A 20,752-nucleotide genomic window follows, 5' to 3' on the forward strand; every position below is an offset into this window, starting at 1 on the left:
TTTTTAGATTTTAACTGAATTATCCCGATGACCATAGTGCTGTGGTTCTACCTGACACCATTCCGAACTCAGAAGTAAAACGCAGTAACGTCGATGGTAGTGTGGTGTTTCGCCATGTGAGAGTAGAGCATCATCGGGTATTATTTCCTGAATATTTTTGATTGAGAGCATTCAGGAAATAGAAAGAATTTGATTGATGACCATAGTGCTGTGGTTCTACCTGACACCATCCCGAACTCAGAAGTAAAACGCAGTAACGCCGATGGTAGTGTAGTGTTTCGCTATGTGAGAGTAGGGCATCATCAATCTAGGAATTTAGTGGAGCGGTAGTTCAGCTGGTTAGAATACCTGCCTGTCACGCAGGGGGTCGCGGGTTCGAGTCCCGTCCGTTCCGCCAATTTATTTAATAGCCGATTAGTGAAAACTAATCGGTTTTTTTGTTTCTATCCTCCAAAGTTTGTTAAAATTTACAAAACTTTCCTAAAATTTAACCGCTTGTATGGCTGAACTTGACCCTATTATTGAACAATTTCTTGATACGTTATGGCAAGAACATGGATTATCTGAAAATACGATAGCTTCTTACCGTTCTGATCTAGAGCGTTTTTCTGATTATTTTTCTGAACCAAAGGCTTTTTTATCTATCGATCATATCGACCTTCAAGGCTTTTTAGGCGAGCGTTTAGAGCAAGGTTATAAGGCAACAAGCTCTGCTCGAATGCTAAGCTGTTTGCGTAAATTTTTCCGTTTTTTGTGTCTTGAAAATTATCGGCAAGATGATCCTACCCTTACTCTCACTTCGCCAAAACGAGGCTCGCATTTACCTAAATCGTTAAGCGAGGAGCAGGTGATGGATCTGTTGGATTGCCCTAATACACTAGATCCGCTTGAGTTGCGTGACAAAGCGATGCTAGAGCTGCTTTACGCCACGGGTTTGCGGGTGACGGAGCTGGTTTCGCTTTCAATAGATAATATTAGTTTAAAACAAGGTGTGGTGAGAATTATTGGTAAAGGAGACAAAGAGCGATTAGTGCCGTTGGGTGAAGAGGCGAATTATTGGATACAGGAATTTTTTCAATATGGTCGCCCTCTATTACTGAATAATCAGCAATCAGACGTGGTGTTTCCAAGCAGGCGAGGGCAGCAGATGACAAGGCAGACCTTTTGGCATCGTATTAAACATTACGCTGTTCTTGCAGGCATTGATGCAGATAAACTCTCTCCACACGTGCTTCGCCACGCATTTGCTACCCATTTGGTAAACCACGGTGCGGATTTACGAGTAGTGCAAATGTTGCTCGGGCATAGTGATTTATCCACCACGCAAATTTACACCCAAGTGGCAAAAGCCCGCTTGAAATCGTTGCATCAAAAATTTCACCCGAGGGGCTAATTTGTGATACAAGCCACAAATTCATCTTGCCAAAAAATGAGCAATGTGTGGCTTCTTTCCCATACCGGCACATTGTTCTGTTGCCAGATTTTTTTCATCTCTTCCCGATGCGGTTTTCCATAACATTTCACTTTGCCTTGTTGTCCGATTTTAAGTGAAATTTCCTCTTGAGCTAACGTTTCCGGTAATAACAAGCGGTCTGTTTTATCCATTTTTTTGTAAATGATCGCTTGTTGATTACGTGTAATATGCCCTAATGGATAGGGAAGATCGAGATTGGTTTCAGTGCCTAATTTGATTTCAAAAGCAGGAATTTCAGGGATCTCGTTAGTAATATAGAGTGCGTGTTGGTAACGTCTAATCATTTTTTCCCCGATTTTAACTTGCGGATTTTTATCCGCATTTGCAAAAATTAACTCAGAAATGACCGCTTGTAATTGAGCTTGGTTTGGCATCATCACACCATATTTTTCCAACCATAAGCGGACTAATTGTTGCTGTTTGAGTAATGAAAAACGTTCAAAATGAGCAATAGACAGTTGATTTTTTTCCCCAATATTTTTCGTTAGTTCATCATTGAGAAGTTCTTTAATTAGCTCTTGTTGCTCCGAACAATGTTGAGCAGAACGAGCTACCATCTGGCTGAATTGTTGCCAGCGTTGGTTCAATAAAGGCAAGATTTGATTACGGAGGAAATTACGATCATAGCGATTATCTACATTGCTTTCATCTTCAATCCATTCAAGTTGATGAGATTTTGCATAAGCCAATAATTCCGCTTTACTGAAGGTTAATAGCGGTCTAAAAACGGTAAGATTTTGCAAGAAAGTAACCGCTTGCATTGCGGACAATCCCTTAATTCCACTCCCACGTTTTAAGGCTAGGAAAAAGGTTTCCGCTTGGTCGTCTAAATGGTGAGCAGTTGCTAAGATTTCGTTCGATTTTAAATGTTGCTGAATTGCCTGATAGCGAGCTTCTCTCGCTCCGTTTTCTACACCGTTGGTTGAATCAACCATTACTTTTTGCAAAATAAAAGGAATATTTAACCGCTTGCAATATTGTTCGCAAAATTCTGCCCAACTGTCTGCATTAGGGCTTAATCCGTGATGGATATAAATTGCCCTAATGTTAAAGTTTGTATGAGCAAAAAGGTGTAGCAATACCACCGAATCTACTCCACCACTTAAGCCAATCAAAAAGTTGGTTTGGTGGGGAAGATGTTTTATGCACTCGGCTTGGAAGCGGTTAAAAAGTGTCATTTTATTTGCCGATACAAAACGAGCTGAAGATATTGCCGAGTAGATCGTCAGAGGTAAATTGCCCGGTGATTTCACTTAACGCATTTTGGACTAATCGCAATTCTTCCGCTAAGAGTTCGCCCGCTAAGAACTGGGTAAGTTGAATATGCCCTCGTTCTAAATGTTCAGCGGCGGTTTCTAATGCTTGTAAATGGCGACGGCGTGCTAAGAAGCCACCTTCTGTTGAGCTTTGATAGCCCATTGATTTTTTCAAATGTTCACGCAGTAAATCCACGCCCACTTTGGTTTGGGCGGATAGGCGGATTACAGTGAAATCGTCCACTTGAATTAAACCTTCCGGCTCGCCGGATAAATCCACTTTGTTACGAATGACGGTAACGGGCATATTTGCTGGTAGTTTTTCTAAGAAATTCGCCCATTCATTGCGGAACTGATCGGCTTGTTGCTCGGTGCTGTCAATCATCAATAAAACGTGGTCGGCTTGAGCGATTTCGTCCCACGCACGAGCAATACCAATGCGTTCGACTTCATCGCTTGCATCACGTAAGCCAGCGGTGTCGATAATATGCAGAGGCATTCCATCAATGTGAATGTGTTCACGTAGCACATCACGGGTTGTGCCGGCAATGTTGGTTACGATTGCCGCTTCCCGCCCTGCTAAGGCGTTCAATAGGCTTGATTTCCCTGCATTGGGGCGACCGGCAATCACCACTTTCATTCCCTCACGCAGAATTGAGCCTTGTTTTGCCTCACGGCGAACGCCGTCTAATTGGGCGATGATTTCGTTTAATTTCGCTTCAATTTTGCCATCGGCTAAAAAGTCGATTTCTTCATCGGGGAAGTCGATAGCTGCTTCCACATAGGTTCGTAAGTAAATTACATTATCTACTAATGCATTGATTTTGTTAGAAAATTCGCCTTGTAGAGATTTTAATGCCGAACGAGCGGCTTGCTCGCTGGTGGCATCAATTAAATCGGCAATCGCTTCGGCTTGGGCGAGGTCGAGCTTATCGTTTAAAAACGCCTGCTCGGAAAATTCACCTGCATGGGCAATGCGTAGCCCTTTGACTTGCAGAATGCGTTTTAACAATAGGTCTAAAATAACCTGACCGCCGTGTCCTTGCAATTCAAGCACATCTTCGCCGGTAAAGGAATTCGGGGCTTTAAAGAACAAGGCGATGCCTTGATCTAACACCGTACCGTCTTCATCTTTAAACGGCAAATAATTTGCCACACGGGGCGATAATTTTTTGCCTAACACGGCTTCAGCAACAGTCTCCGCCAAAGGACCGGAAACCCGCAAAATCCCAACGCCCCCACGACCAATCGGGGTGGCTTGAGCAACAATGGTATCTTTCATTTTTTATCCTCAAATTGGGTTGCAAGCGGTTGGATTTTGGTAAATTTTTACTAAAAACTGACCGCTTGTAATGATTGCTATAATACCGAAACCAAGCCCAAAGGTAAAATAAAAGCCGATTGCTCGCCTTAAGCCGAAAGAGTAGAATATCGCTTTTTATTTAAACAAATTCACTCGATTTAATGTCTTTAGAAAAACTGTTACTTGTTCGCCGATTTATTTCCACCACCGCATTTTTTTCAATGCAGAGTGTGTTTTTCTTTTACCTGAAAGGGAAAGGATTAGACAACGCCCAAATTGCCTTCTCGCTCTCGTTATTACTATTTTGCAACCAAGCATTAGCCATTTTGGCAGGAATTTGGGGCGATCGCTACGGCTTAGCTAAAATGATGTTACTTGGCTGCTTCTTAGATGTTGTGGCGTATATGCTGTTTTTAGCAGCAGATAATTATATTGTATTGCTGATGGCGACAACCTGTTTCGGCTTAGGCAGTTGCTTGTTCGGCACAAATGCAAGAGCGTGCTTACTTGCTCTTGCAGGCAATGAATATGCCTCAAAAACTCGCTTACAGGGCAAATATTTAAAAGTTACCAGTATGTCTTCAATGTTAGCTCCGCTTATCATCATTCCCTTTATCAAGTTTGAGATGATTGAAACGTTGATTTGGATCTGCTTTATTTTAGAAGCGGTGTTATTTGCGTTTATGGTGAAGCCGTTTTCTGCGGTGGAAGGTATTAACGGAGGTGTGAAGTTTCGTTTCTCACAAATTAAAGAAATTATTACCAAAGAGTTTTTATTTGCTCACTTAATGCTATTTATACCGCTTAGTGTGGCTTCTTCGTACTTTATTATCTTCCCATATCTGTTTGATAAAGTGTTAAATGCCCCCGAACATTCGCCTATTGCGTTGTTTATTAATGGTATTTTAACGGTGAGCTTACAATCTACCTTTTCTCGTAAAATTAATCTTACCAAACAGCAACTGATCTGGGTTTCTCCGTTATTGGCGGTAGCAATTATCGCCCCTTGGTTTGTGGCGGTGAAATTTGCCACATTAACCGTAGCTTATATTTATACCGTTATTTTTACGGTGGTGGAAGTGTTTGCTTTAACCGCAATGGCAAATTTATTGGTGAAGTTTGACAATGGTACGCATCGAGGCTTTATTTTTGGCTCATCACGCCTCATTTTGTCTATCACTACAGTAATCACAATGAATTTAGTGCCGGTGATTTTTTTGATTTAACAAGCGGTTGGTTTTGAGGGATTTTTTGCAAAAAGAAAGCCGTTAGTGAAAGGATTTCATTAACGGCTTATGTCATTTATTCCATTAGTGTTTGGAAATTATCGTAACTCAACCCTAATTTACGGCGAGCCGCTTGTGCTTGTGAGCAAGGGTAAAAATGGGTTACTGCCGAACGTTGTTCGTGTTTGCTGTAGTGATCGCCGATTTGTTTTACCTTCTCTACACATTGATTGTAATCTTGTTTTAATTGCTCAGGATTTTTTGTGTAGTTCTCAATTACAGTTTGCTCTTTGGCTTTCAGGGCTTTTTCAAAGGCTCTTTTTGCACTTAACGGATTTTTGTTATTGAACATTGCGTATTCCGATTTTTGTTGCTCTAAGGTTGGTAAATCTTGAGTTTCGAAGGCTTTTTCAGCCTGTTCGCCTAATGCGGTTTCCCAAATTGAGCAAGCAGAAAGAGGGCGTTTATCTTTCGCACAAAACTCTTTTTCTTGTTTGAGTAATTCATCGTAAGGAAATTTTACCAACTCCGTTTTTCCAAGTTCAACATTTTCTAAATGGATTTCCTCAATTGCTTTACACGCATAGTTAGTTTTAGGAACAACAAATCCGGTTTTGCTGAATTGATTAACATATTTAGCACAATCTGAATTTACAACATAGTGAGCCGTTGCTTTCCAATCTACTTGCCCGAGTTCTTGTTTTATTTTTGCTTTTTCACGCTCGATTTCTTCTCTAGCTTTTGCTTCAGTTGCTTTTCTCTCTATCTCAGCCTTGATTTTCCGATCTTCTTTAATAGCATCAATAGCGGCGTTACATTCAGCATCTTTTTGTAGAGCTTTTAACGTATTTTCATCTTTCTTGTTCCAAGCCTCCTTAGCTTTGTTTTCACACTCGGTTTTCTTTGCTTCTGCTTTATCAATATTTTGTAAATAGTAAGCCTTATCTTTTTCTGAACAGCCTGCTAATGTAAATGTAGTAGCAATAATACTGGCTAAGAGTACTTTTTTCATTGATTTCTCCTCATATTAATGAAAATAATAACATTATATATTGTTTTTTTTTTGTTCAATTTGATATTGTTTCTTAACCGTTTTAACGGTGCGATAGCCATATAAAAGCCCTGTAAATTTTATTTACAGGGCTTTATTTTAAGGTAGAACTTCAGCCAACCACAATCTCAGCTTTAAACTTAAATAGCTAGTGTAACCTGTGGTGTGGTTAAATATTTTCCCGTCTTTGATAATTAAAATAGTGGGGGTAGCTTGAATGTTCCAACCTTGAGAAAATTCACCTGTTGGGTCGTTTAGGGTTGAGAAGGTGTAACCGTTTTCGTTGAGATACGTTTCGACTTCTATTTCACCACCTGATTTTAAGGCAACGCCTAAGACTTCCGTACCTTCTTCAGATAATTTCTGAACACTCGGCGAAACCACACTACAGAAATGACACCAACTTCCCCAAAAATAGAGCAGCATTGGCTTTTCGTGGCTAAGCTGGGCAATGATTTTTGGTTGATTTTGAATATCGTAATGTACCTTTTGTTCAAATTGGGTTGGGGTAGATGGCGATCTATACCAATCCACGATAAAACTGAGTACGATAAATAAGCCGCCGAATACAAAAATATTTTTGATGAAGCGGTTAATAAGCGATTTCTTTTTATTCATAATAATATAACGGCTAAAAACACAAAAAACCTGTGAAGATTGCTCCACAGGTTTCTGTTTTAACAAATTATAGAATATCTAATAATTCTACTTCAAACACTAAGGTTGCAAATGGCGGAATTGATGCACCTGCACCACGCTCACCATAAGCTAATTCTTGTGGAATAGTTAAACGCCATTTTGAACCAACAGGCATTAATTGTAATGCTTCTGTCCAACCACGAATCACTCCACCAACCGGGAATTCAGCCGGCTGACCACGTTTTACTGAACTGTCAAACACTGTGCCGTCAATTAATGAGCCGGTGTAGTGAACACGCACGGTTGATGTTGCAGTTGGTTTTCCGCCTGTACCTTCGGTTAAGATTTCATATTGTAAGCCGCTTTCGGTTACAACAACGCCTTTCGCTTTTTTGTTTTCTTCTAAGAAGGCTTTGTTTTCTGCATCAATCGCTTTGAACGCTTCCGCTTGAGCGGCTTCCGCACGCTGACCTAATTCTTGTAATGCCGCTGTTACTTCGTTGAGATCAATTGCCGGTTCATTATTGTTTAATACATCGTAAATACCACGAGCCACCGCTTCTGCATTTACGTCCATACCGCTACCTAAAAGTTGCTGACCGATTTGTAAACCGATACCGTAACCGCCTTTTGCTTCTACTGAGTCTAATGCAACTGAATTGAAATCTAATGCCATTTGTTGTTCCTTTTAATTAATTGAATAATGTATCGAATAAATACGGGTAGATAAATGGGGATAAAAATTGAAAATACAAGGTAAGAAAGAAACAAGCGGTTAGTTTTTTGCAAAATTTTGCAACAAAACCACCGCTTGTAAAGATTAGAAGGTTAAGTACGGAGCAACTTTCTCAACGGTTGCCTCGCCAATACCCGGAATATTGGATAATTCCGCTGCACTTTTAATTTTGCCCGATTTTTTACGATATTCTACAATCGCCTTTGCTTTCGCTTCGCCAATTCCTGCTAAAGATTGAAGCTCTTCTTCGCTTGCTTTGTTAATATTGACTTTTTGTGATTTTTTCACTGTAGTCGTTTTTTCAGCTACGGTTGCTTTTACTGCTGCTACTTTTTCTGTTGTAGCGGATTTAGCTGAATTTAGTGTTTCTCTTGCAGTGGCTGCTTTTTCGGTAGTCGCTACTTTAGCGGCTTCTGCTTTCACTTTTGCATTTTCTGTTGCAGAACCAACTTTAGCTTTCACAGCTTCCGTTTTCTCTGCAACACTCTCTTTTACTTCTTTCGCTTTTACTTTTGTACTTTCTTTAACTTCAGTGGCGGTTTGTACTGTAGAGGCTTTCGTTGCATTGATTTGTTCGGTTGTTGCCGCTTTTGCACTGACTTTCTGTGTATTGGTTTCGGCAAGTGATGTTGCTGAAACAGCCATCGCAACGCCTAATGCTAATAATGTTTTTAGTGGTTTCATTTAAAATCCTTAAAATAAAAAAGAGGGTGAATAATTGAAAAAACTTTATCCTAAGACTTTACCAATTTGATAAAGTTCATTGCGTTTGTAATTAACGGTAAGCTATAAAAAGTAAGCAGCTATTTTACTAAAAATGGCTGCTTACTTTATGGATAAAATTAGAGCAATAGTGCACTGCCCCATTTAATGATGTCGAAGAAAAATTTATTGTCGCTAGTGGCAACTTTCTCACCACTTTTGTTAGTTTCAGTTTTTGCCTCTTCCACCATTCCGCTTTGGTATTGTCCTTTCACTACTGACAGATCGTTTTTCGCATTGGCACGCAAGGTGGCACACTGCTTTGTTGGCAGCTCTTCTACCGCGTCGTTATTTTTAAATTTCTTGAACAAATACTGAGCGTAACCCATTGATTTTTCATCATTTTGAATGATTTTGACATACTGCTCGCCGATAATCTCTTCAAGCGGATAGAAGAACACATATTGCGAGAAAATGTAGGAATCTTCCTTAGAAAAATGTTCCTGCTGAATGCGGGTGAGGTTCGGGTAAATACACAGCTTCGCCCGATTGCTTGCCACCACCCATTTTTGAGCGTCCGCTTCAGATAATACATAATCAGCATTCGCAAATTCGCCCGGGAAGGCTTCTTGTTTTGCTGTTTCATTTGATGTGCAAGCAACAGCCAAAAAGCCTGTTGAAAGTAATATTATTTTTTTAAACATAATGCGTTTCCCATTAAAAATTTTGCGTATTCTAGCAAAAAAATAACGACTTACCATTGCAAAATTTTATAGAAAAACTACCGCTTGTGAAGTGCAAAGATTGAGAGGGATTATTTAGAATATTTATAATACGGTTTCAAGAAACACCAAAAGCCCACGTTTTTTATCTGCACTTAAACGATCTAAGTGAGCATTTAATCTAACGCGAACACTATCTTCGGAAATAGGAACAAATTGTTGTTTATCATTTATACTTAGATCCGAAATACAATCAATAAAGAACCAACCAATTTCAGTGTTTAAAGTAGTGGCAATTTCGACTAAATGAGCCACATTGATTTTATTCTCTCCTCGTTCATAGCGAGAAAGCTGTTGTTGAGCGATACCTATTTTTTCAGATAATTCGGCAGCACTGAATCCAAACTCTTTTCGTTTTTGCTGAATTCGTTTGCCTACTAATCTATCTATTTCTGTTACTGAAAGTTTCGACATTACTCAAGCCCTAATTTATCTTTTATTGCTATTTTGTAACTGTTTTACTCTTTTAAAAATATCGGTTATAGTACAAATTATGGTTTTTATTTATTTAAGGTTTTACTTTTATGTATCAAAGTCATCCATTTACGCTAATTCATTGGTTTGGTCCTTTCAGATTAGATGATATTTTAGAAAATAATGAATGGAAGTGGAAAACAGGGCTTTATTTAGGTATAGGAAAACTTAAAGGTAGTCGCAAAGAAGGTGAAATTCTTTATTGTGGTATTTGCGAGCAATCTTATGCTTCTCGTTTTAAAAATCACCATAAACTTCCATTTATCACAAGAGAGCAAGAAATTTGGCTGGGGCAAGTTGCTTCAACTCCTTACCCATCAAATAATGGAGCATATAAAGCCTATTTAAAAGAGCCGGAAAGATTACTCACTTATTTTATGCAACCAGCACTAAATGATAGAAATACTATTTTAATACCAAGAGTAGGCACAGTGCTTAACTATTGGTTTAAACCAAATGGGCAATCACGTAAAAAGAGATTATCTACAACACTAAACTTACCTGACATAATTTCTTGGGATGGAGAAAAATGGCGTTCAGGCAATTTACGCATTGAAGATAATGAATAAAAGGGTAATTAAAATGGCAAAATCACCAACAAAAGAACTTGAACGTCTTGAGCAACAACTCCATAAAGGGCACATCTCTGAAAGACAGTTTAAAAAATTAAGACAAAAGACGATAGATGATGCTTTAAAGCAAAAATCTGCTACTTCTTCACCTCGCTCTAAAAAGAAAGGTGGTAATAATACACTCAAAGGGATAGGCTTATTTTTATTACTCGTAGTTTTTGGTTCTTCTTATAATAAAAATGAAAGCGTGAGCGATACAAAATCAGCAACACAAACTACAAAAAACGCAACTCAGAAACAATGCGATCAAATATGGAAAGATGAAGGGTATTACAAGGTACTCAGAAGTAGCTGTACTTTTATGGAAGACGTAGATCCTATTTACAGAACAGAGAGCTCTGATAGACATAGTCAATTTAAGGAATATGCAGATAGAAATGGTTGCTCCTATAATGAAGAAAAGGCAACTAAAATAAGCACTGACACTAGCTTGGTTATAATGGAAAAATTGAGAGCATCTCAAGAAAAAACCGGAAATATTCAGGCTTTTTGTAATGCGGAAACAAGCTATTTTGGTAAGGTTATCAAAAAATACAATATTCAGTAATGACTAGGGGACTGCCTTAAAGGCACTCCCCATTTTTATTTGTAAAATTCTATACAAAAACCACCGCTTGTTTTTTCCGATCCCCTAATCTGTTAAACTAACGGCAATGATTTCTAACTACTTAAACAATTGATGACGAAAGATCTTTCTACTCACACGCCGATGATGGTGCAATATTTGCAACTCAAAGCTCAAAATCCGGATATTTTACTATTTTACCGAATGGGGGATTTCTATGAGCTGTTTTATGATGATGCAAAACGAGCGGCGGCGTTGTTGGATATCTCGCTGACCAAACGTGGGCAATCGGCAGGTGAGCCTATTCCAATGGCGGGGGTGCCGTATCACGCAGTAGAAGGGTATTTAGCAAAGCTGGTGGCATTGGGCGAGAGTGTGGCAATTTGCGAACAGGTGGGCGATCCAGCCACCTCAAAAGGACCTGTTGAGCGTAAAGTAGTGAGAATTGTAACACCGGGAACGGTTAGCGATGAGGCATTGTTACCTGAACGCCAAGATAATTTAGTGGCAGCAGTCTATGAGGAAAAAGGTATTTTTGCGATAGCCTCATTGGATATGACTTCTGGGCGGTTTTTAATCAGCGAGTTGCCGAACAAAGAGGCGTTGGCGGCAGAATTACAACGTTTACAACCGGCGGAAATTCTGTATGCGGAAGATTTCTCGGCTGCGGGCATTTTAAATAATTATAAAGGCTTACGTCGCCGTCCGGTGTGGGAGTTTGAGCTGGTAACTTCCATTCAATTATTAAACCGCCAGTTCGGCACACAAAGTCTTGCGGGGTTTGGAGTAGAGAAGGCTATCGTTGCTCTTTGTGCTGCAGGTTGTGTGTTGCATTATGCACAAGAAACCCAGCGTACCGCATTGCCTCATATTAATTCTATTAAGTTAGCTCAACATAGCGATACTGTACTATTAGATGCCGCAACCCGCCGTAATTTAGAGCTTACGCAAAATCTGGCAGGTGGCACGGAAAACACGCTGGCTGCCGTATTAGATAAATGCGTTACCCCAATGGGAAGCCGTTTGCTCAAGCGTTGGATTCATCAGCCCATTCGAGATTATGCCAAACTGCAAGAAAGACAACAGACCATTGCAGCTATTATTCAGCACGATAGAGTAGGCGATCTCCAACCGTTACTTCAGCAAGTTGGCGATATGGAGCGGATCTTAGCCCGTGTTGCGTTACGTTCCGCTCGCCCTCGTGATCTCACTCGTTTACGCACCGCATTGGCACAACTGCCCGAAGTTGCAAAAAATTCCCAAAATTTGACCGCTAGTTTAGATAAATTGCTATCTCAATTAGCGGATTTCAGCGAGCTACTTGATTTACTTGAGCGTGCGATTATTGAAAATCCGCCACAGCTTATTCGTGATGGAGGTGTGATTGCTGAAGGCTATAATGCGGAGTTGGACGAATGGCGACAGCTTTCAGATGGAGCAACCCAATATTTAGAGAATTTGGAAATTCGTGAGCGTGAAACCACTGGCATTGATACACTGAAAATCGGCTTTAATGCAGTACATGGCTACTATATTCAGATCAGTCAAGGGCAAGCTCATAAAGCCCCGATTCACTATGTCCGTCGCCAAACGCTTAAAAATGCGGAGCGATACATTATTCCTGAACTCAAAACCTATGAAGACAAGGTATTAAAAGCGAAGGGGGCATCGCTCGCACTTGAAAAGCAACTTTATGATGAGTTGTTCGATATTTTGATGCCACGATTAGGCGAGTTACAACTTGCCGCAATGGTGCTTTCAACTCTTGATGTGCTGACTAATCTTGCTGAACGAGCAGACAGTTTAAACTACGTTTGCCCGACCTTTAGCCCAACTAGAACGGTAAATATCAAAGGTGGCAGACACCCTGTGGTTGAGCAGGTATTAACCGATCCGTTTATTGCTAACCCTGTATTTCTGAATGCTCAACGCCATTTGTTGATTGTAACAGGTCCGAATATGGGCGGTAAAAGCACTTATATGCGACAAATCGCCCTGATTACCTTGATGGCGTATATCGGCAGTTTTGTGCCGGCAGAAAGTGCGGAAATTGGTCCGATTGATCGTATTTTCACTCGTATTGGAGCAAGTGATGATTTGGCTTCCGGGCGTTCAACCTTTATGGTGGAAATGACCGAAATGGCGAATATTTTGCACCAAGCTACCGAAAATAGTCTGGTGCTGATTGATGAAATCGGGCGTGGTACTTCCACCTATGATGGGTTATCATTGGCGTGGGCGTGTGCGGAATGGCTGGCGAAGAAAACGCAATCTTTAACCCTATTCGCTACCCATTATTTCGAGCTAACAGGGCTACCAAATCAGCTTAAAGGCGTGGCAAACGTACATTTAGATGCGAGAGAACATAACGACACCATTGCCTTTATGCACTCGGTACAAGAAGGGGCGGCAAGCAAAAGCTATGGCTTGGCGGTGGCGGCTCTTGCCGGTGTGCCAAAGCAAGTGATTCAATTGGCAAAACAACGTTTAGCTCATTTAGAAGAAATTTCCCACCAAACCAAACAAGCCAATGAACACCCACAGGCGGATTTGCTTTTTGCAGCAGACTTTTCCGATGATTTGCAAAAAAACGAAGCAATTCGACCGCTTGTTGCAGAAGAAAGCGAGCTAGAAAAAGCACTCAAAGCAATCCAACCTGATGAACTCACGCCAAGACAAGCGTTAGAGGAGCTTTATCGGTTGAAGAAGTTGTTGGGGTAAAGGTTTTATTTGACGGCAATTTGTAAAAAGCTCATAATTTATCCAGTAAGTAAAAGGAAAATGATATGCCAATAAATTCAACAGAAAACCAGCAAAAAAAGATTTTTCAAGAAAAGATCTTATCAATGTTTGAACAATCTTTAACGGAAGAGCAACGTTTTTTGCAAGGCGTGTTAAGTGGGAAAATTAAAACTTACTCTCACGAAGAGGTAATAGCTGACTTGCGTAAGGTGTTAAAACGATGAAACAAGATTATATTGTTCGCTGGTCTGAAATGGCGAGATTTCAGCTATTAGATAAAGCGGAGTATATCTATGCTCAAAGTCAAAATGAAGCAATTTCAGATAGATTTATTACTGAAATGAAATGTTAGCTGAAAAACTAGGTTATATTGCAGATGCATGTGCTGATGGGCGATTCCATATATTTCCTCTTAAAAATGGACATTCTGTAAAATTTTTAGTAATGGATCCTTATGTAATGATTTACGCTTTTTTTCCTAGAGGTGTAAATCACTAAGTTAAAAAATCGCCCTTGAACAGGGCGATTTTGCTTAGAACGTATGTGAAAACTCAATATACACACGGTTTTTGTCATAACTATAAAAAGAGTGATTACTTTTTACTTTGTTATATTGCCAGGTTAAACGAGGAGTAATGCCTTTAAAATGCACGGCTCTGTGCCAGATACTCGCTTGTACGCCGTATTCTTTATTACGCTGGGTAATTTGGAAAATAGGCATTGGTGCTCTATATTGCTTGCGACCATAGCTCACGCTTAATTGACTTGAAAGCCCATTCTTCCACTCTTGCCCCCAACCTAGTGAAACACCTCGACGAATAAAGCTGTCATCTAAATCTCTTGTGCTATTGCGGTTAAAGTTCGCTCCAACAAACCAATATTGCTGGCTGCTTGGGTGGTAGTAAATACTCGGAGAAACAAAATGATAATTCCCATCTAAGTGCTGGCGGCGGGTATAACGTTGCTCGGCATATTCATACGTTATTGAGGATTGCCATTGTGGCGTAATCCAGTATTGCCAACGAGTATTAACACCGCCTGCATTGGAATAACGCTTAGTGCTTTGACTTTGAGTAGAACCGCCCGCATACCAGGTTTGCTCTAAGAAAGGTAAAACCGTGATTTTTTGTTTCGCACTTTGATAGCCTAATCCGAAACTTTCTCTAAGCGAATATTCATTATATTTTTTATTATTCCAATAATATTTGCCATTACCGTTTAGGCGAAACTCGTGGAAGAAACCATTTCCCCAAGACCATTTTTTCGCAGCGTCAAAACTTAGCCCAATCCCTTGAGCAGACTCTTTCTTCGGAGCTGTCCATCTGCCGTAAGTTGTGCCTGAAGCTGGAGCATTATTAATATTTGGATCATTTAAATAAGTTAAGCCGCCTTGAAATACCCATTTGTCTTGTTTACTGATGGCTTCTAAATAATGATTGATGATATTTGTAATTTTTATAGGTAATTTATCCGCTTGTAATTTATGAAATTGTGCTTCTGCGGCTTCATTTTCACGGTTTTCAAAAAGTGCCACCGCAAGCTGCATTCGGATCGGCTGATTTTCCGGATAACTTGCCAGCAACTCTCGGTAAAGTTTAATAGATTGAGTATAATCTTGATTTGATTTTGCCTCTGTTGCCTTTGCCCACGTAATCATTTCACGATTTTGCTTAGATGTAGGGAGTTTTTGGTATATCGGCAATAAAAAGAGGACGTTTTCGGTATTGCCTGTTACCAATGCCGTCAGCATTGCTGAATTTAATAACTCAGGCTGCTGAATGAGTTCTTGGCTTGAAATTGAAATAGTCTGATTGCTATTTTGCACTTTGGGCTGAGCTTGAGCAACTTTATGTTCCGGTGTCTCAAACGATTGATTTTGTTGCATCCGCTGATTATCCATTTTCTCTTGAATTGGATCTGGGGCGGTATCAGCTAATGCAAAATGTGCAGCTAAACTGAAAGCAATAGGAATAATTTTTTTCATAGTAAAGTATTATAAAAGAAATAGAAAAGGCTATTTTTCAATAGCCTTTCAAAAAAATCAATAAAAAAATTATTGTTTTTTACCGCCAAATGCACCGGAGAAGTCTGATGAGCTATAAGCACCACCGATTTCGCTTGCATTTGAACCATAGAAATGACCTTCTAGCTCGGCTGATTTTCCGTTATGGACTGCTTTTCCATCAAATTCGTTACCATCAATTTTAGCGTTTGTTACTGCTACATTTGGAGCAACATCACCGTTTATGGTTTTGTTAGCAAAATCAACGTTTAATTTGTGATCTCGAGAGGTTGATGTTTGACCATTTGCTACAAAAACACCATCTACATTATAAGTTGCGGAACCTGTAGTTGGAATATTAGATTTTGGTGTAACATCACCTTGTGCAAAAACATAACCATCAATATGTCCGAATTTTACGTTAGTAAATTTGGCACCGCTTACAGTAAAGTTTTTATAAGTTACGCCGTTAATTATGCTATTTTGAAGATTTGTAAATCCACCAGAAACAATATTACCCCAAGAAACAGGGAATGTTTTACCATCAACAATTAATTGTTGTTTATAGGTGTTTGCTTTTGCAATATCAAATTCTTTGCCATCACTGACACGGAAAGCAGTTCCCATATCATCAGAAGAGTTTGTTTGGGTTGGTTGAGTTGGAGTTGTTTGGGTAGGTGCAGGTTTATTAGCAGAAGTATTTGTATTATTATTTGCAGCAGGAGAAGTACTATTATTTCCACCACCTGAACTACCACAAGCAGAAATTACACCAGCAGCAAGAAGCGTTAAGCTAAATTTTACGATTTTATTCATGGCTATATTCCTTTGTATATTTAAAATAGAAACTATGATGAGCTAAAGAGCTAAAGAGCTAAAGAGCTAAAGAGCTAAAGAGCTAAAGAGCTAAAGAGCTAAAGAGCTAAAGAGCTAAAGAGCTAAAGAGCTAAAGAGCTAAAGAGCTAAAGAGCTACGACAAGCTATCAAAATAGAGTATGCAAAATTTAGTTTCTATTGTAAATAGTTATTTATACAAGCGGTTGTTTTTGCAAAAAATCTTGCAAAAATAACCGCTTGTTGTCTTATATCTCCCCAATCTATGTTAAAATTCTCTGTTTTTATGGTATGAGAGAGAAATAAAGTGGAACAAAATTTAGTCGAGTTTTTAACAAAAACCTTAGATGATTTAAAGGCGAAAGATATTTTAGCCATTGATGTGAAAGGTAAATCAAGTATTACCGATACAATGATTTTAGCCACAGGAACGTCAAGTCGCCACGTGGCTTCAACGGCGGATCGTTTGATTAGTGAAGCGAAACAAGCAGGCGTTGAAGTGTTTGGCGATGAAGGCAAAGCGGTAGCAGATTGGATTGTGGTGGATTTCGGGCAAGCGATAGTTCACTTGTTGCAAGAAGAGAGCCGTGAGATGTATCAATTAGAGAAACTTTGGGTGTAAGCCTGTTTTGATTAGCATTACAAGCGGTTGTTTTTATTTGATTTTTTGCAAATTAATCATTAATTTTGACCGCTTGTGAGTATCAGAAAAATGAAAATTCAATTAATTGCAGTTGGCACAAAAATGCCAGCCTGGGTAACAACGGGGTTTGAAGAGTATCAACGCCGCTTTCCGAAAGATATGCCGTTTGAGTTGATTGAAATCCCAGCGGGAAAGCGAGGCAAGAATGCTGATACCAAACGCATTTTAGAGCTTGAAGGCAAGGCGATGTTGGCAGCAGCAGGAAAGGCAAAAATTGTTACGTTAGATATTCCGGGTAAGCCCTGGACAACCGAGCAGTTAGCCACTCAACTAGAAGGCTGGAAAAATGATGGGCGAGATGTTGCTTTGTTAATTGGTGGTCCAGAAGGATTATCTCCTGAATGTAAAGCAGCGGCTGAGCAGAGTTGGTCGTTATCGCCTTTAACATTGCCACACCCGCTTGTGCGTGTGGTGGTGGCAGAAAGTTTGTATCGGGCGTGGTCGGTAACCATTAATCACCCTTATCATCGAGAATAGTTGTTAGATATATGTTTGGTAAATTAGCAAAATTCACTTCATCAAATCAGCGAGAAAAGGTACGAGATGGGCAGGCAGAAAGTAATCTGTATGCCCGCCGTGCCTTAGTTGCGTTTGTGGGAGTACTTGCCTTAACTGGTGTGTTGTTAGCTAATCTGTACCATTTACAAGTGGTTAATTATGATGACTACCAAACACGTTCAAATGGTAACCGTATTAAATTATTGCCAGTGCCACCTGCCCGTGGGCTAATTTATGACCGTAATGGAAAAGTATTAGCGGAAAACTTGACCTATTTCGGGCTGTTTATTGTGCCGGAAAAAACGGAGAATATTGAGCAGACCTTAGAAGAACTCAGAGAAGTGGTTGGGCTGACAGACGAAGATATCGAGAACTACAATAAAGAGAAAAAACGTACCTCTCGTTATACGCCGATTATGCTGAAAGGCAATTTGAATGAAACGCAGATGGCACGTTTTGCTGTCAATCAGTACCGCTTTCCTAGTTTAGATGTGCAGGCGTACTACAAGCGTAATTATCCTTATGGAGAATTATTAACCCATATTATCGGTTATGTAGCGAAAATTAACGAAAATGACAAGAAAAAGCTGCAAGAAGAAGGGAAATTCGGTAATTATGCAGGTTCACACGATATGGGAAAACTGGGTATCGAGAAATTCTACGAAGATCAATTACACGGTGTAACAGGTTTTGAGGAAGTTGAAATCAATAATCGTGGTAAGGTTATCCGTAAGTTGCGTGATCAAGCGGGGGTTGCCGGCAGTAGTATTCGCTTAACTATAGATGTGGAGCTACAACAGTATGTAATGTCGTTGATCTCCGATCATAAAGGGGCAGTTGTGGTGCTTGACCCTCGTGATAGTAGCATTTTAGCGATGGTATCGAATCCGAGTTATGACAATAATCTATTTGTGGGCGGTATTTCAGGTAAGGATTATAAAGCGTTGCTTGATGATCCAAATAGACCGCTTTATAGCCGTGTAACTCAAGGGACTTATCCGCCGGCATCGACTATTAAAGCATTTATGGCGGTAGCCGGTTTGGAAGAAGGACTTATTACGCCGACAACGACTATTTCTGATCCCGGCTATTGGATTTTACCCGGCACAACGCAACGTTATCGAGACTGGAAGCGTAGTGGGCACGGTGCAACCAATGTGAATAAAGCGATTACCGAGTCATCCGATACCTTCTTCTATCAGTTAGCCTACAAAATGGGGATTGATAAAATGTCGGAATGGATGAAGAAATTCGGCTTTGGGGTAAAAACAGGGATTGATATTTTTGAAGAATCGGCAGGCGTAATGCCAACTCGTGAATGGAAGCAAAAACGTTATAAAAAGCAATGGGTGCAGGGCGATACTATTCCTGTTGGTATCGGGCAAGGTTATTGGATTTCAACACCGATTCAGTTAGCGAAAGCAACGGCGATTTTAATCAATAACGGGCGAGTTAATACACCACATTTAATGCTTGAAGTACAAAGCAGTAATTCAGTAACACCATATCAAGATCCGTTACTTTATGAAGATATTAAAGGCGTGCCGGATTCGTATTGGAATTTAGCAAAACTCGGTATGTATAACGTAAACCACGCTCCCAACGGGACAGCTCGTAAGGTGTTTGCGAGTGCGTTTTATCATTCTGCGGGTAAAACGGGAACGGCTCAGGTGTTTAACTTGAACGGCAAAAACTACGACAAGAATGCAATTAAAAAAGAGTTGCACGACCACGCGTGGTATATCGGTTATGCCCCTTATGAAAACCCGACAATGGTAGTGGCGTTAATTTTAGAAAATGCAGGAGGAGGTGGAAGTGCAGCAGCTCCGGTTGCCCGTCAAATTATGGATTATGTGCTAAGAAAAGGCGTTAATGAACAATCTAATTTGCAAAATTCTGAGAAAAATCAACCGCTTGTAACAGAGGGCAACAATGAATAGTGGATTTAAAAAACTTTTCTGGAAGCTATTTTCGCTCGATCTTCTTTTACTAATTGGTTTATTAGCGATTACCGGCTACGGTTTATTAGTGCTGTATAGTGCAAGTGGCGGAAGTGAGAGAATGTTTACTAACCGAGTGGTGCAAGTCTCGCTTGGTTTGGGTTTAATGCTGGTAATGGCAATGTTTCCACCACGTTTTTATCAAAAAGTATCGCCTTATTTATATATTTTTTGTTTAATATTGCTGATTTTAGTGGACTTGGTGGGGGAAACCAGTAAGGGGGCTCAGCGTTGGTTAAATTTAGGTTTTGTTCGTTTTCAACCGTCTGAAATTGCAAAACTCGCCGTGCCGTTGATGGTTGCCACTTATTTAAGTAAGCGACCACTTCCACCTAGTTTTAAAGATACTTTTATCACTCTGGCAATTATCATTGTACCCACTTTATTAGTTGCGATTCAGCCCGATTTAGGTACATCTATTTTGGTTTGTTCGGCAGGACTTTTTGTACTGTTTTTAGCTGGTCTAAGCTGGAAATTGATTGGTGCAGGCGTGGTGTTTTTGGCAGGCTTTATTCCGATAATGTGGTTTTTCTTGATGCACGATTACCAAAAAACCCGGGTAATGACGTTAATCGATCCGGATAAAGACCCATTGGGTGCAGGCTACCATATTATCCAATCTAAAATTGCGATAGGCTCAGGTGGCATTAACGGTAAAGGCTGGATGGAGGGTACGCAATCGCAACTGGAGTTTTTGCCTGAACCACATACTGATTTTATTTTTGCGGTTTTAAGTGAAGAACATGGTATGATAGGTGTCTTGATTTTGCTGGCTATTTATTTGTTTATTATTGCCAGAGGCTTAATGATTGGCACAAAATCGGATTCTGCCTTTGGGCGTATATTATCGGGCGGTACAGCCCTGTTGTTCTTTGTTTATGTTTTTGTAAATATTGGAATGGTAAGTGGTATTTTGCCCGTAGTCGGTGTACCATTACCGCTCTTTAGCTATGGAGGAACATCTTATGTTACTCTTATGGCTGCATTTGGCTTGATGATGTCCACTTATGTGCATCGTAAACGTACAGGTAGTAACAACCCCTACGACAAGCTAAAATAAATAGGGTATCAACGCCCTGAACTTTTGCTTTTTTGCGGTATCAAAAAGCAGTGAAACTATCATCGTTACAAAC

Annotated in this window: 20 protein-coding genes, 1 tRNA gene, 2 rRNA genes and 1 pseudogene; 14 read left to right on the forward strand and 10 right to left on the reverse strand. The window is 40.0% G+C overall.

Annotated elements, in window-relative coordinates; genetic code table 11:
- The first annotated feature begins 23 nt into the window (after positions 1–23).
- The 4 genes from rrf (ICJ55_RS02380) (at position 24) to xerD (ending at position 1,393) form a co-directional block, all read left to right on the forward strand.
- Positions 24–139, forward strand: a 5S ribosomal RNA gene (gene rrf / locus ICJ55_RS02380).
- A 53-nt stretch (positions 140–192) separates the two neighbouring features.
- Positions 193–308, forward strand: a 5S ribosomal RNA gene (gene rrf, locus ICJ55_RS02385).
- Positions 309–320: 12 nt separating this feature from the next.
- Positions 321–397 (forward strand) — tRNA-Asp (locus tag ICJ55_RS02390).
- A 102-nt stretch (positions 398–499) separates the two neighbouring features.
- Entirely contained in the window at positions 500–1,393 is an 894-nt protein-coding gene (xerD, locus tag ICJ55_RS02395) for a site-specific tyrosine recombinase XerD (protein WP_188157176.1), read from the forward strand.
- Here the strand turns inward: xerD and tilS are convergent.
- Positions 1,390–2,652 (reverse strand): tRNA lysidine(34) synthetase TilS, encoded by a 1,263-nt coding sequence (gene tilS / locus ICJ55_RS02400; protein ID WP_188157177.1) that lies wholly within the window; start codon positions 2,650–2,652, stop codon positions 1,390–1,392. The two genes, xerD and tilS, sit on opposite strands and share 4 nt — an antisense overlap.
- Position 2,653: 1 nt before the next feature.
- Positions 2,654–4,012, reverse strand: a complete 1,359-nt coding sequence (mnmE, locus tag ICJ55_RS02405; protein ID WP_188157178.1) for a tRNA uridine-5-carboxymethylaminomethyl(34) synthesis GTPase MnmE — start codon at positions 4,010–4,012, stop codon at positions 2,654–2,656.
- A 182-nt stretch (positions 4,013–4,194) separates the two neighbouring features.
- Here mnmE and ICJ55_RS02410 point away from each other — a divergent pair, with 182 nt between their 5' ends.
- Positions 4,195–5,259 carry an MFS transporter gene (locus ICJ55_RS02410; RefSeq protein ID WP_188157179.1) on the forward strand — a complete coding sequence of 355 codons (1,065 nt, stop codon included), beginning with the start codon at positions 4,195–4,197 and terminating at the stop codon, positions 5,257–5,259.
- A gap of 76 nt (positions 5,260–5,335) precedes the next feature.
- Here ICJ55_RS02410 and ICJ55_RS02415 read toward each other — a convergent pair whose 3' ends face one another.
- From ICJ55_RS02415 to ICJ55_RS02440, 6 genes are all read right to left on the reverse strand, one after another.
- Positions 5,336–6,271, reverse strand: coding sequence for a hypothetical protein (locus tag ICJ55_RS02415; protein ID WP_188157180.1), 936 nt, complete (start codon positions 6,269–6,271; stop codon positions 5,336–5,338).
- A gap of 138 nt (positions 6,272–6,409) precedes the next feature.
- A complete protein-coding gene (locus ICJ55_RS02420) occupies positions 6,410–6,928 on the reverse strand; it encodes a protein disulfide oxidoreductase (protein WP_188157181.1) in 519 nt (172 codons plus the stop codon).
- 67 nt (positions 6,929–6,995) lie between these two features.
- On the reverse strand, positions 6,996–7,625 hold the full coding sequence (bamJ, locus tag ICJ55_RS02425; protein ID WP_188157182.1) for a BamJ family beta-barrel-assembly machinery protein: 630 nt from the start codon (positions 7,623–7,625) through the stop codon (positions 6,996–6,998).
- Positions 7,626–7,769: 144 nt separating this feature from the next.
- A complete protein-coding gene (locus tag ICJ55_RS02430; protein ID WP_188157183.1) occupies positions 7,770–8,369 on the reverse strand; it encodes a ComEA family DNA-binding protein in 600 nt (199 codons plus the stop codon).
- A gap of 158 nt (positions 8,370–8,527) precedes the next feature.
- On the reverse strand, positions 8,528–9,091 hold the full coding sequence (locus tag ICJ55_RS02435; RefSeq protein WP_188157184.1) for a DUF5358 domain-containing protein: 564 nt from the start codon (positions 9,089–9,091) through the stop codon (positions 8,528–8,530).
- Positions 9,092–9,214: 123 nt separating this feature from the next.
- Positions 9,215–9,583 (reverse strand): helix-turn-helix domain-containing protein, encoded by a 369-nt coding sequence (locus tag ICJ55_RS02440; RefSeq protein WP_188157185.1) that lies wholly within the window; start codon positions 9,581–9,583, stop codon positions 9,215–9,217.
- A 110-nt stretch (positions 9,584–9,693) separates the two neighbouring features.
- On the opposite strand from ICJ55_RS02440, the gene ICJ55_RS02445 reads away from it, so the two are divergent.
- The 5 genes and pseudogenes from ICJ55_RS02445 to ICJ55_RS02465 all read left to right on the forward strand — a co-directional run bounded on the left by ICJ55_RS02445 (position 9,694) and on the right by ICJ55_RS02465 (position 14,080).
- Positions 9,694–10,212, forward strand: coding sequence for a hypothetical protein (locus ICJ55_RS02445; protein WP_188157186.1), 519 nt, complete (start codon positions 9,694–9,696; stop codon positions 10,210–10,212).
- 13 nt (positions 10,213–10,225) lie between these two features.
- A complete protein-coding gene (locus ICJ55_RS02450) occupies positions 10,226–10,822 on the forward strand; it encodes a hypothetical protein (RefSeq protein ID WP_188157187.1) in 597 nt (198 codons plus the stop codon).
- Between the two features lie 132 nt (positions 10,823–10,954).
- Positions 10,955–13,561 carry a DNA mismatch repair protein MutS gene (gene mutS / locus ICJ55_RS02455; protein ID WP_188157188.1) on the forward strand — a complete coding sequence of 869 codons (2,607 nt, stop codon included), beginning with the start codon at positions 10,955–10,957 and terminating at the stop codon, positions 13,559–13,561.
- Positions 13,562–13,626: 65 nt separating this feature from the next.
- Complete coding sequence (locus ICJ55_RS02460; RefSeq protein WP_188157739.1) at positions 13,627–13,806, forward strand: hypothetical protein; 180 nt, start codon at positions 13,627–13,629, stop codon at positions 13,804–13,806.
- Positions 13,803–14,080: pseudogene (locus ICJ55_RS02465) on the forward strand (type II toxin-antitoxin system RelE/ParE family toxin). Before ICJ55_RS02460 ends, ICJ55_RS02465 begins: the two are co-directional and overlap by 4 nt.
- Before the next feature lie 34 nt (positions 14,081–14,114).
- On the opposite strand, the gene ICJ55_RS02470 reads toward ICJ55_RS02465, so the two are convergent.
- Positions 14,115–15,566, reverse strand: coding sequence for a porin family protein (locus ICJ55_RS02470; RefSeq protein WP_188157189.1), 1,452 nt, complete (start codon positions 15,564–15,566; stop codon positions 14,115–14,117).
- A gap of 69 nt (positions 15,567–15,635) precedes the next feature.
- Positions 15,636–16,400 carry a Slam-dependent surface lipoprotein gene (locus ICJ55_RS02475; protein WP_188157190.1) on the reverse strand — a complete coding sequence of 255 codons (765 nt, stop codon included), beginning with the start codon at positions 16,398–16,400 and terminating at the stop codon, positions 15,636–15,638.
- A gap of 325 nt (positions 16,401–16,725) precedes the next feature.
- Here ICJ55_RS02475 and rsfS point away from each other — a divergent pair, with 325 nt between their 5' ends.
- The 4 genes from rsfS to rodA all read left to right on the forward strand — a co-directional run bounded on the left by rsfS (position 16,726) and on the right by rodA (position 20,679).
- Complete coding sequence (rsfS, locus tag ICJ55_RS02480; RefSeq protein ID WP_188157191.1) at positions 16,726–17,040, forward strand: ribosome silencing factor; 315 nt, start codon at positions 16,726–16,728, stop codon at positions 17,038–17,040.
- Between the two features lie 90 nt (positions 17,041–17,130).
- Positions 17,131–17,598, forward strand: a complete 468-nt coding sequence (gene rlmH, locus ICJ55_RS02485) for a 23S rRNA (pseudouridine(1915)-N(3))-methyltransferase RlmH (protein ID WP_025216358.1) — start codon at positions 17,131–17,133, stop codon at positions 17,596–17,598.
- A gap of 11 nt (positions 17,599–17,609) precedes the next feature.
- Positions 17,610–19,559, forward strand: a complete 1,950-nt coding sequence (mrdA, locus tag ICJ55_RS02490; RefSeq protein WP_188157192.1) for a penicillin-binding protein 2 — start codon at positions 17,610–17,612, stop codon at positions 19,557–19,559.
- The gene (gene rodA / locus ICJ55_RS02495; protein ID WP_188157193.1) at positions 19,552–20,679 is read left to right on the forward strand and encodes a rod shape-determining protein RodA; all 1,128 of its coding nucleotides are present in this window, start codon (positions 19,552–19,554) and stop codon (positions 20,677–20,679) included. The genes mrdA and rodA overlap by 8 nt, the downstream gene beginning before the upstream one ends.
- Positions 20,680–20,752: the final 73 nt, after the last annotated feature.

It is taken from the genome of Mannheimia bovis, from assembly GCF_014541205.1.
In the GTDB taxonomy this organism is placed as follows: Bacteria; Pseudomonadota; Gammaproteobacteria; order Enterobacterales; family Pasteurellaceae; genus Mannheimia; species Mannheimia bovis.

What these genes read in the sequence shown, in the direction of transcription:
- mrdA (WP_188157192.1), top strand. Translation starts at nt 17,610, where the DNA reads ATGTTTGGTAAATTAGCAAAATTCACTTCATCAAATCAGCGAGAAAAG.
- ICJ55_RS02475 (WP_188157190.1), bottom strand. Translation starts at nt 16,400, where the DNA reads ATGAATAAAATCGTAAAATTTAGCTTAACGCTTCTTGCTGCTGGTGTA.
- ICJ55_RS02410 (WP_188157179.1), top strand. Translation starts at nt 4,195, where the DNA reads ATGTCTTTAGAAAAACTGTTACTTGTTCGCCGATTTATTTCCACCACC.
- ICJ55_RS02435 (WP_188157184.1), bottom strand. Translation starts at nt 9,091, where the DNA reads ATGTTTAAAAAAATAATATTACTTTCAACAGGCTTTTTGGCTGTTGCT.
- rodA (WP_188157193.1), top strand. Translation starts at nt 19,552, where the DNA reads ATGAATAGTGGATTTAAAAAACTTTTCTGGAAGCTATTTTCGCTCGAT.
- ICJ55_RS02460 (WP_188157739.1), top strand. Translation starts at nt 13,627, where the DNA reads ATGCCAATAAATTCAACAGAAAACCAGCAAAAAAAGATTTTTCAAGAA.
- ICJ55_RS02440 (WP_188157185.1), bottom strand. Translation starts at nt 9,583, where the DNA reads ATGTCGAAACTTTCAGTAACAGAAATAGATAGATTAGTAGGCAAACGA.
- tilS (WP_188157177.1), bottom strand. Translation starts at nt 2,652, where the DNA reads ATGACACTTTTTAACCGCTTCCAAGCCGAGTGCATAAAACATCTTCCC.
- ICJ55_RS02450 (WP_188157187.1), top strand. Translation starts at nt 10,226, where the DNA reads ATGGCAAAATCACCAACAAAAGAACTTGAACGTCTTGAGCAACAACTC.
- ICJ55_RS02470 (WP_188157189.1), bottom strand. Translation starts at nt 15,566, where the DNA reads ATGAAAAAAATTATTCCTATTGCTTTCAGTTTAGCTGCACATTTTGCA.
- ICJ55_RS02445 (WP_188157186.1), top strand. Translation starts at nt 9,694, where the DNA reads ATGTATCAAAGTCATCCATTTACGCTAATTCATTGGTTTGGTCCTTTC.
- xerD (WP_188157176.1), top strand. Translation starts at nt 500, where the DNA reads ATGGCTGAACTTGACCCTATTATTGAACAATTTCTTGATACGTTATGG.
- ICJ55_RS02415 (WP_188157180.1), bottom strand. Translation starts at nt 6,271, where the DNA reads ATGAAAAAAGTACTCTTAGCCAGTATTATTGCTACTACATTTACATTA.
- ICJ55_RS02420 (WP_188157181.1), bottom strand. Translation starts at nt 6,928, where the DNA reads ATGAATAAAAAGAAATCGCTTATTAACCGCTTCATCAAAAATATTTTT.
- bamJ (WP_188157182.1), bottom strand. Translation starts at nt 7,625, where the DNA reads ATGGCATTAGATTTCAATTCAGTTGCATTAGACTCAGTAGAAGCAAAA.
- mutS (WP_188157188.1), top strand. Translation starts at nt 10,955, where the DNA reads ATGACGAAAGATCTTTCTACTCACACGCCGATGATGGTGCAATATTTG.
- ICJ55_RS02430 (WP_188157183.1), bottom strand. Translation starts at nt 8,369, where the DNA reads ATGAAACCACTAAAAACATTATTAGCATTAGGCGTTGCGATGGCTGTT.
- mnmE (WP_188157178.1), bottom strand. Translation starts at nt 4,012, where the DNA reads ATGAAAGATACCATTGTTGCTCAAGCCACCCCGATTGGTCGTGGGGGC.
- rlmH (WP_025216358.1), top strand. Translation starts at nt 17,131, where the DNA reads ATGAAAATTCAATTAATTGCAGTTGGCACAAAAATGCCAGCCTGGGTA.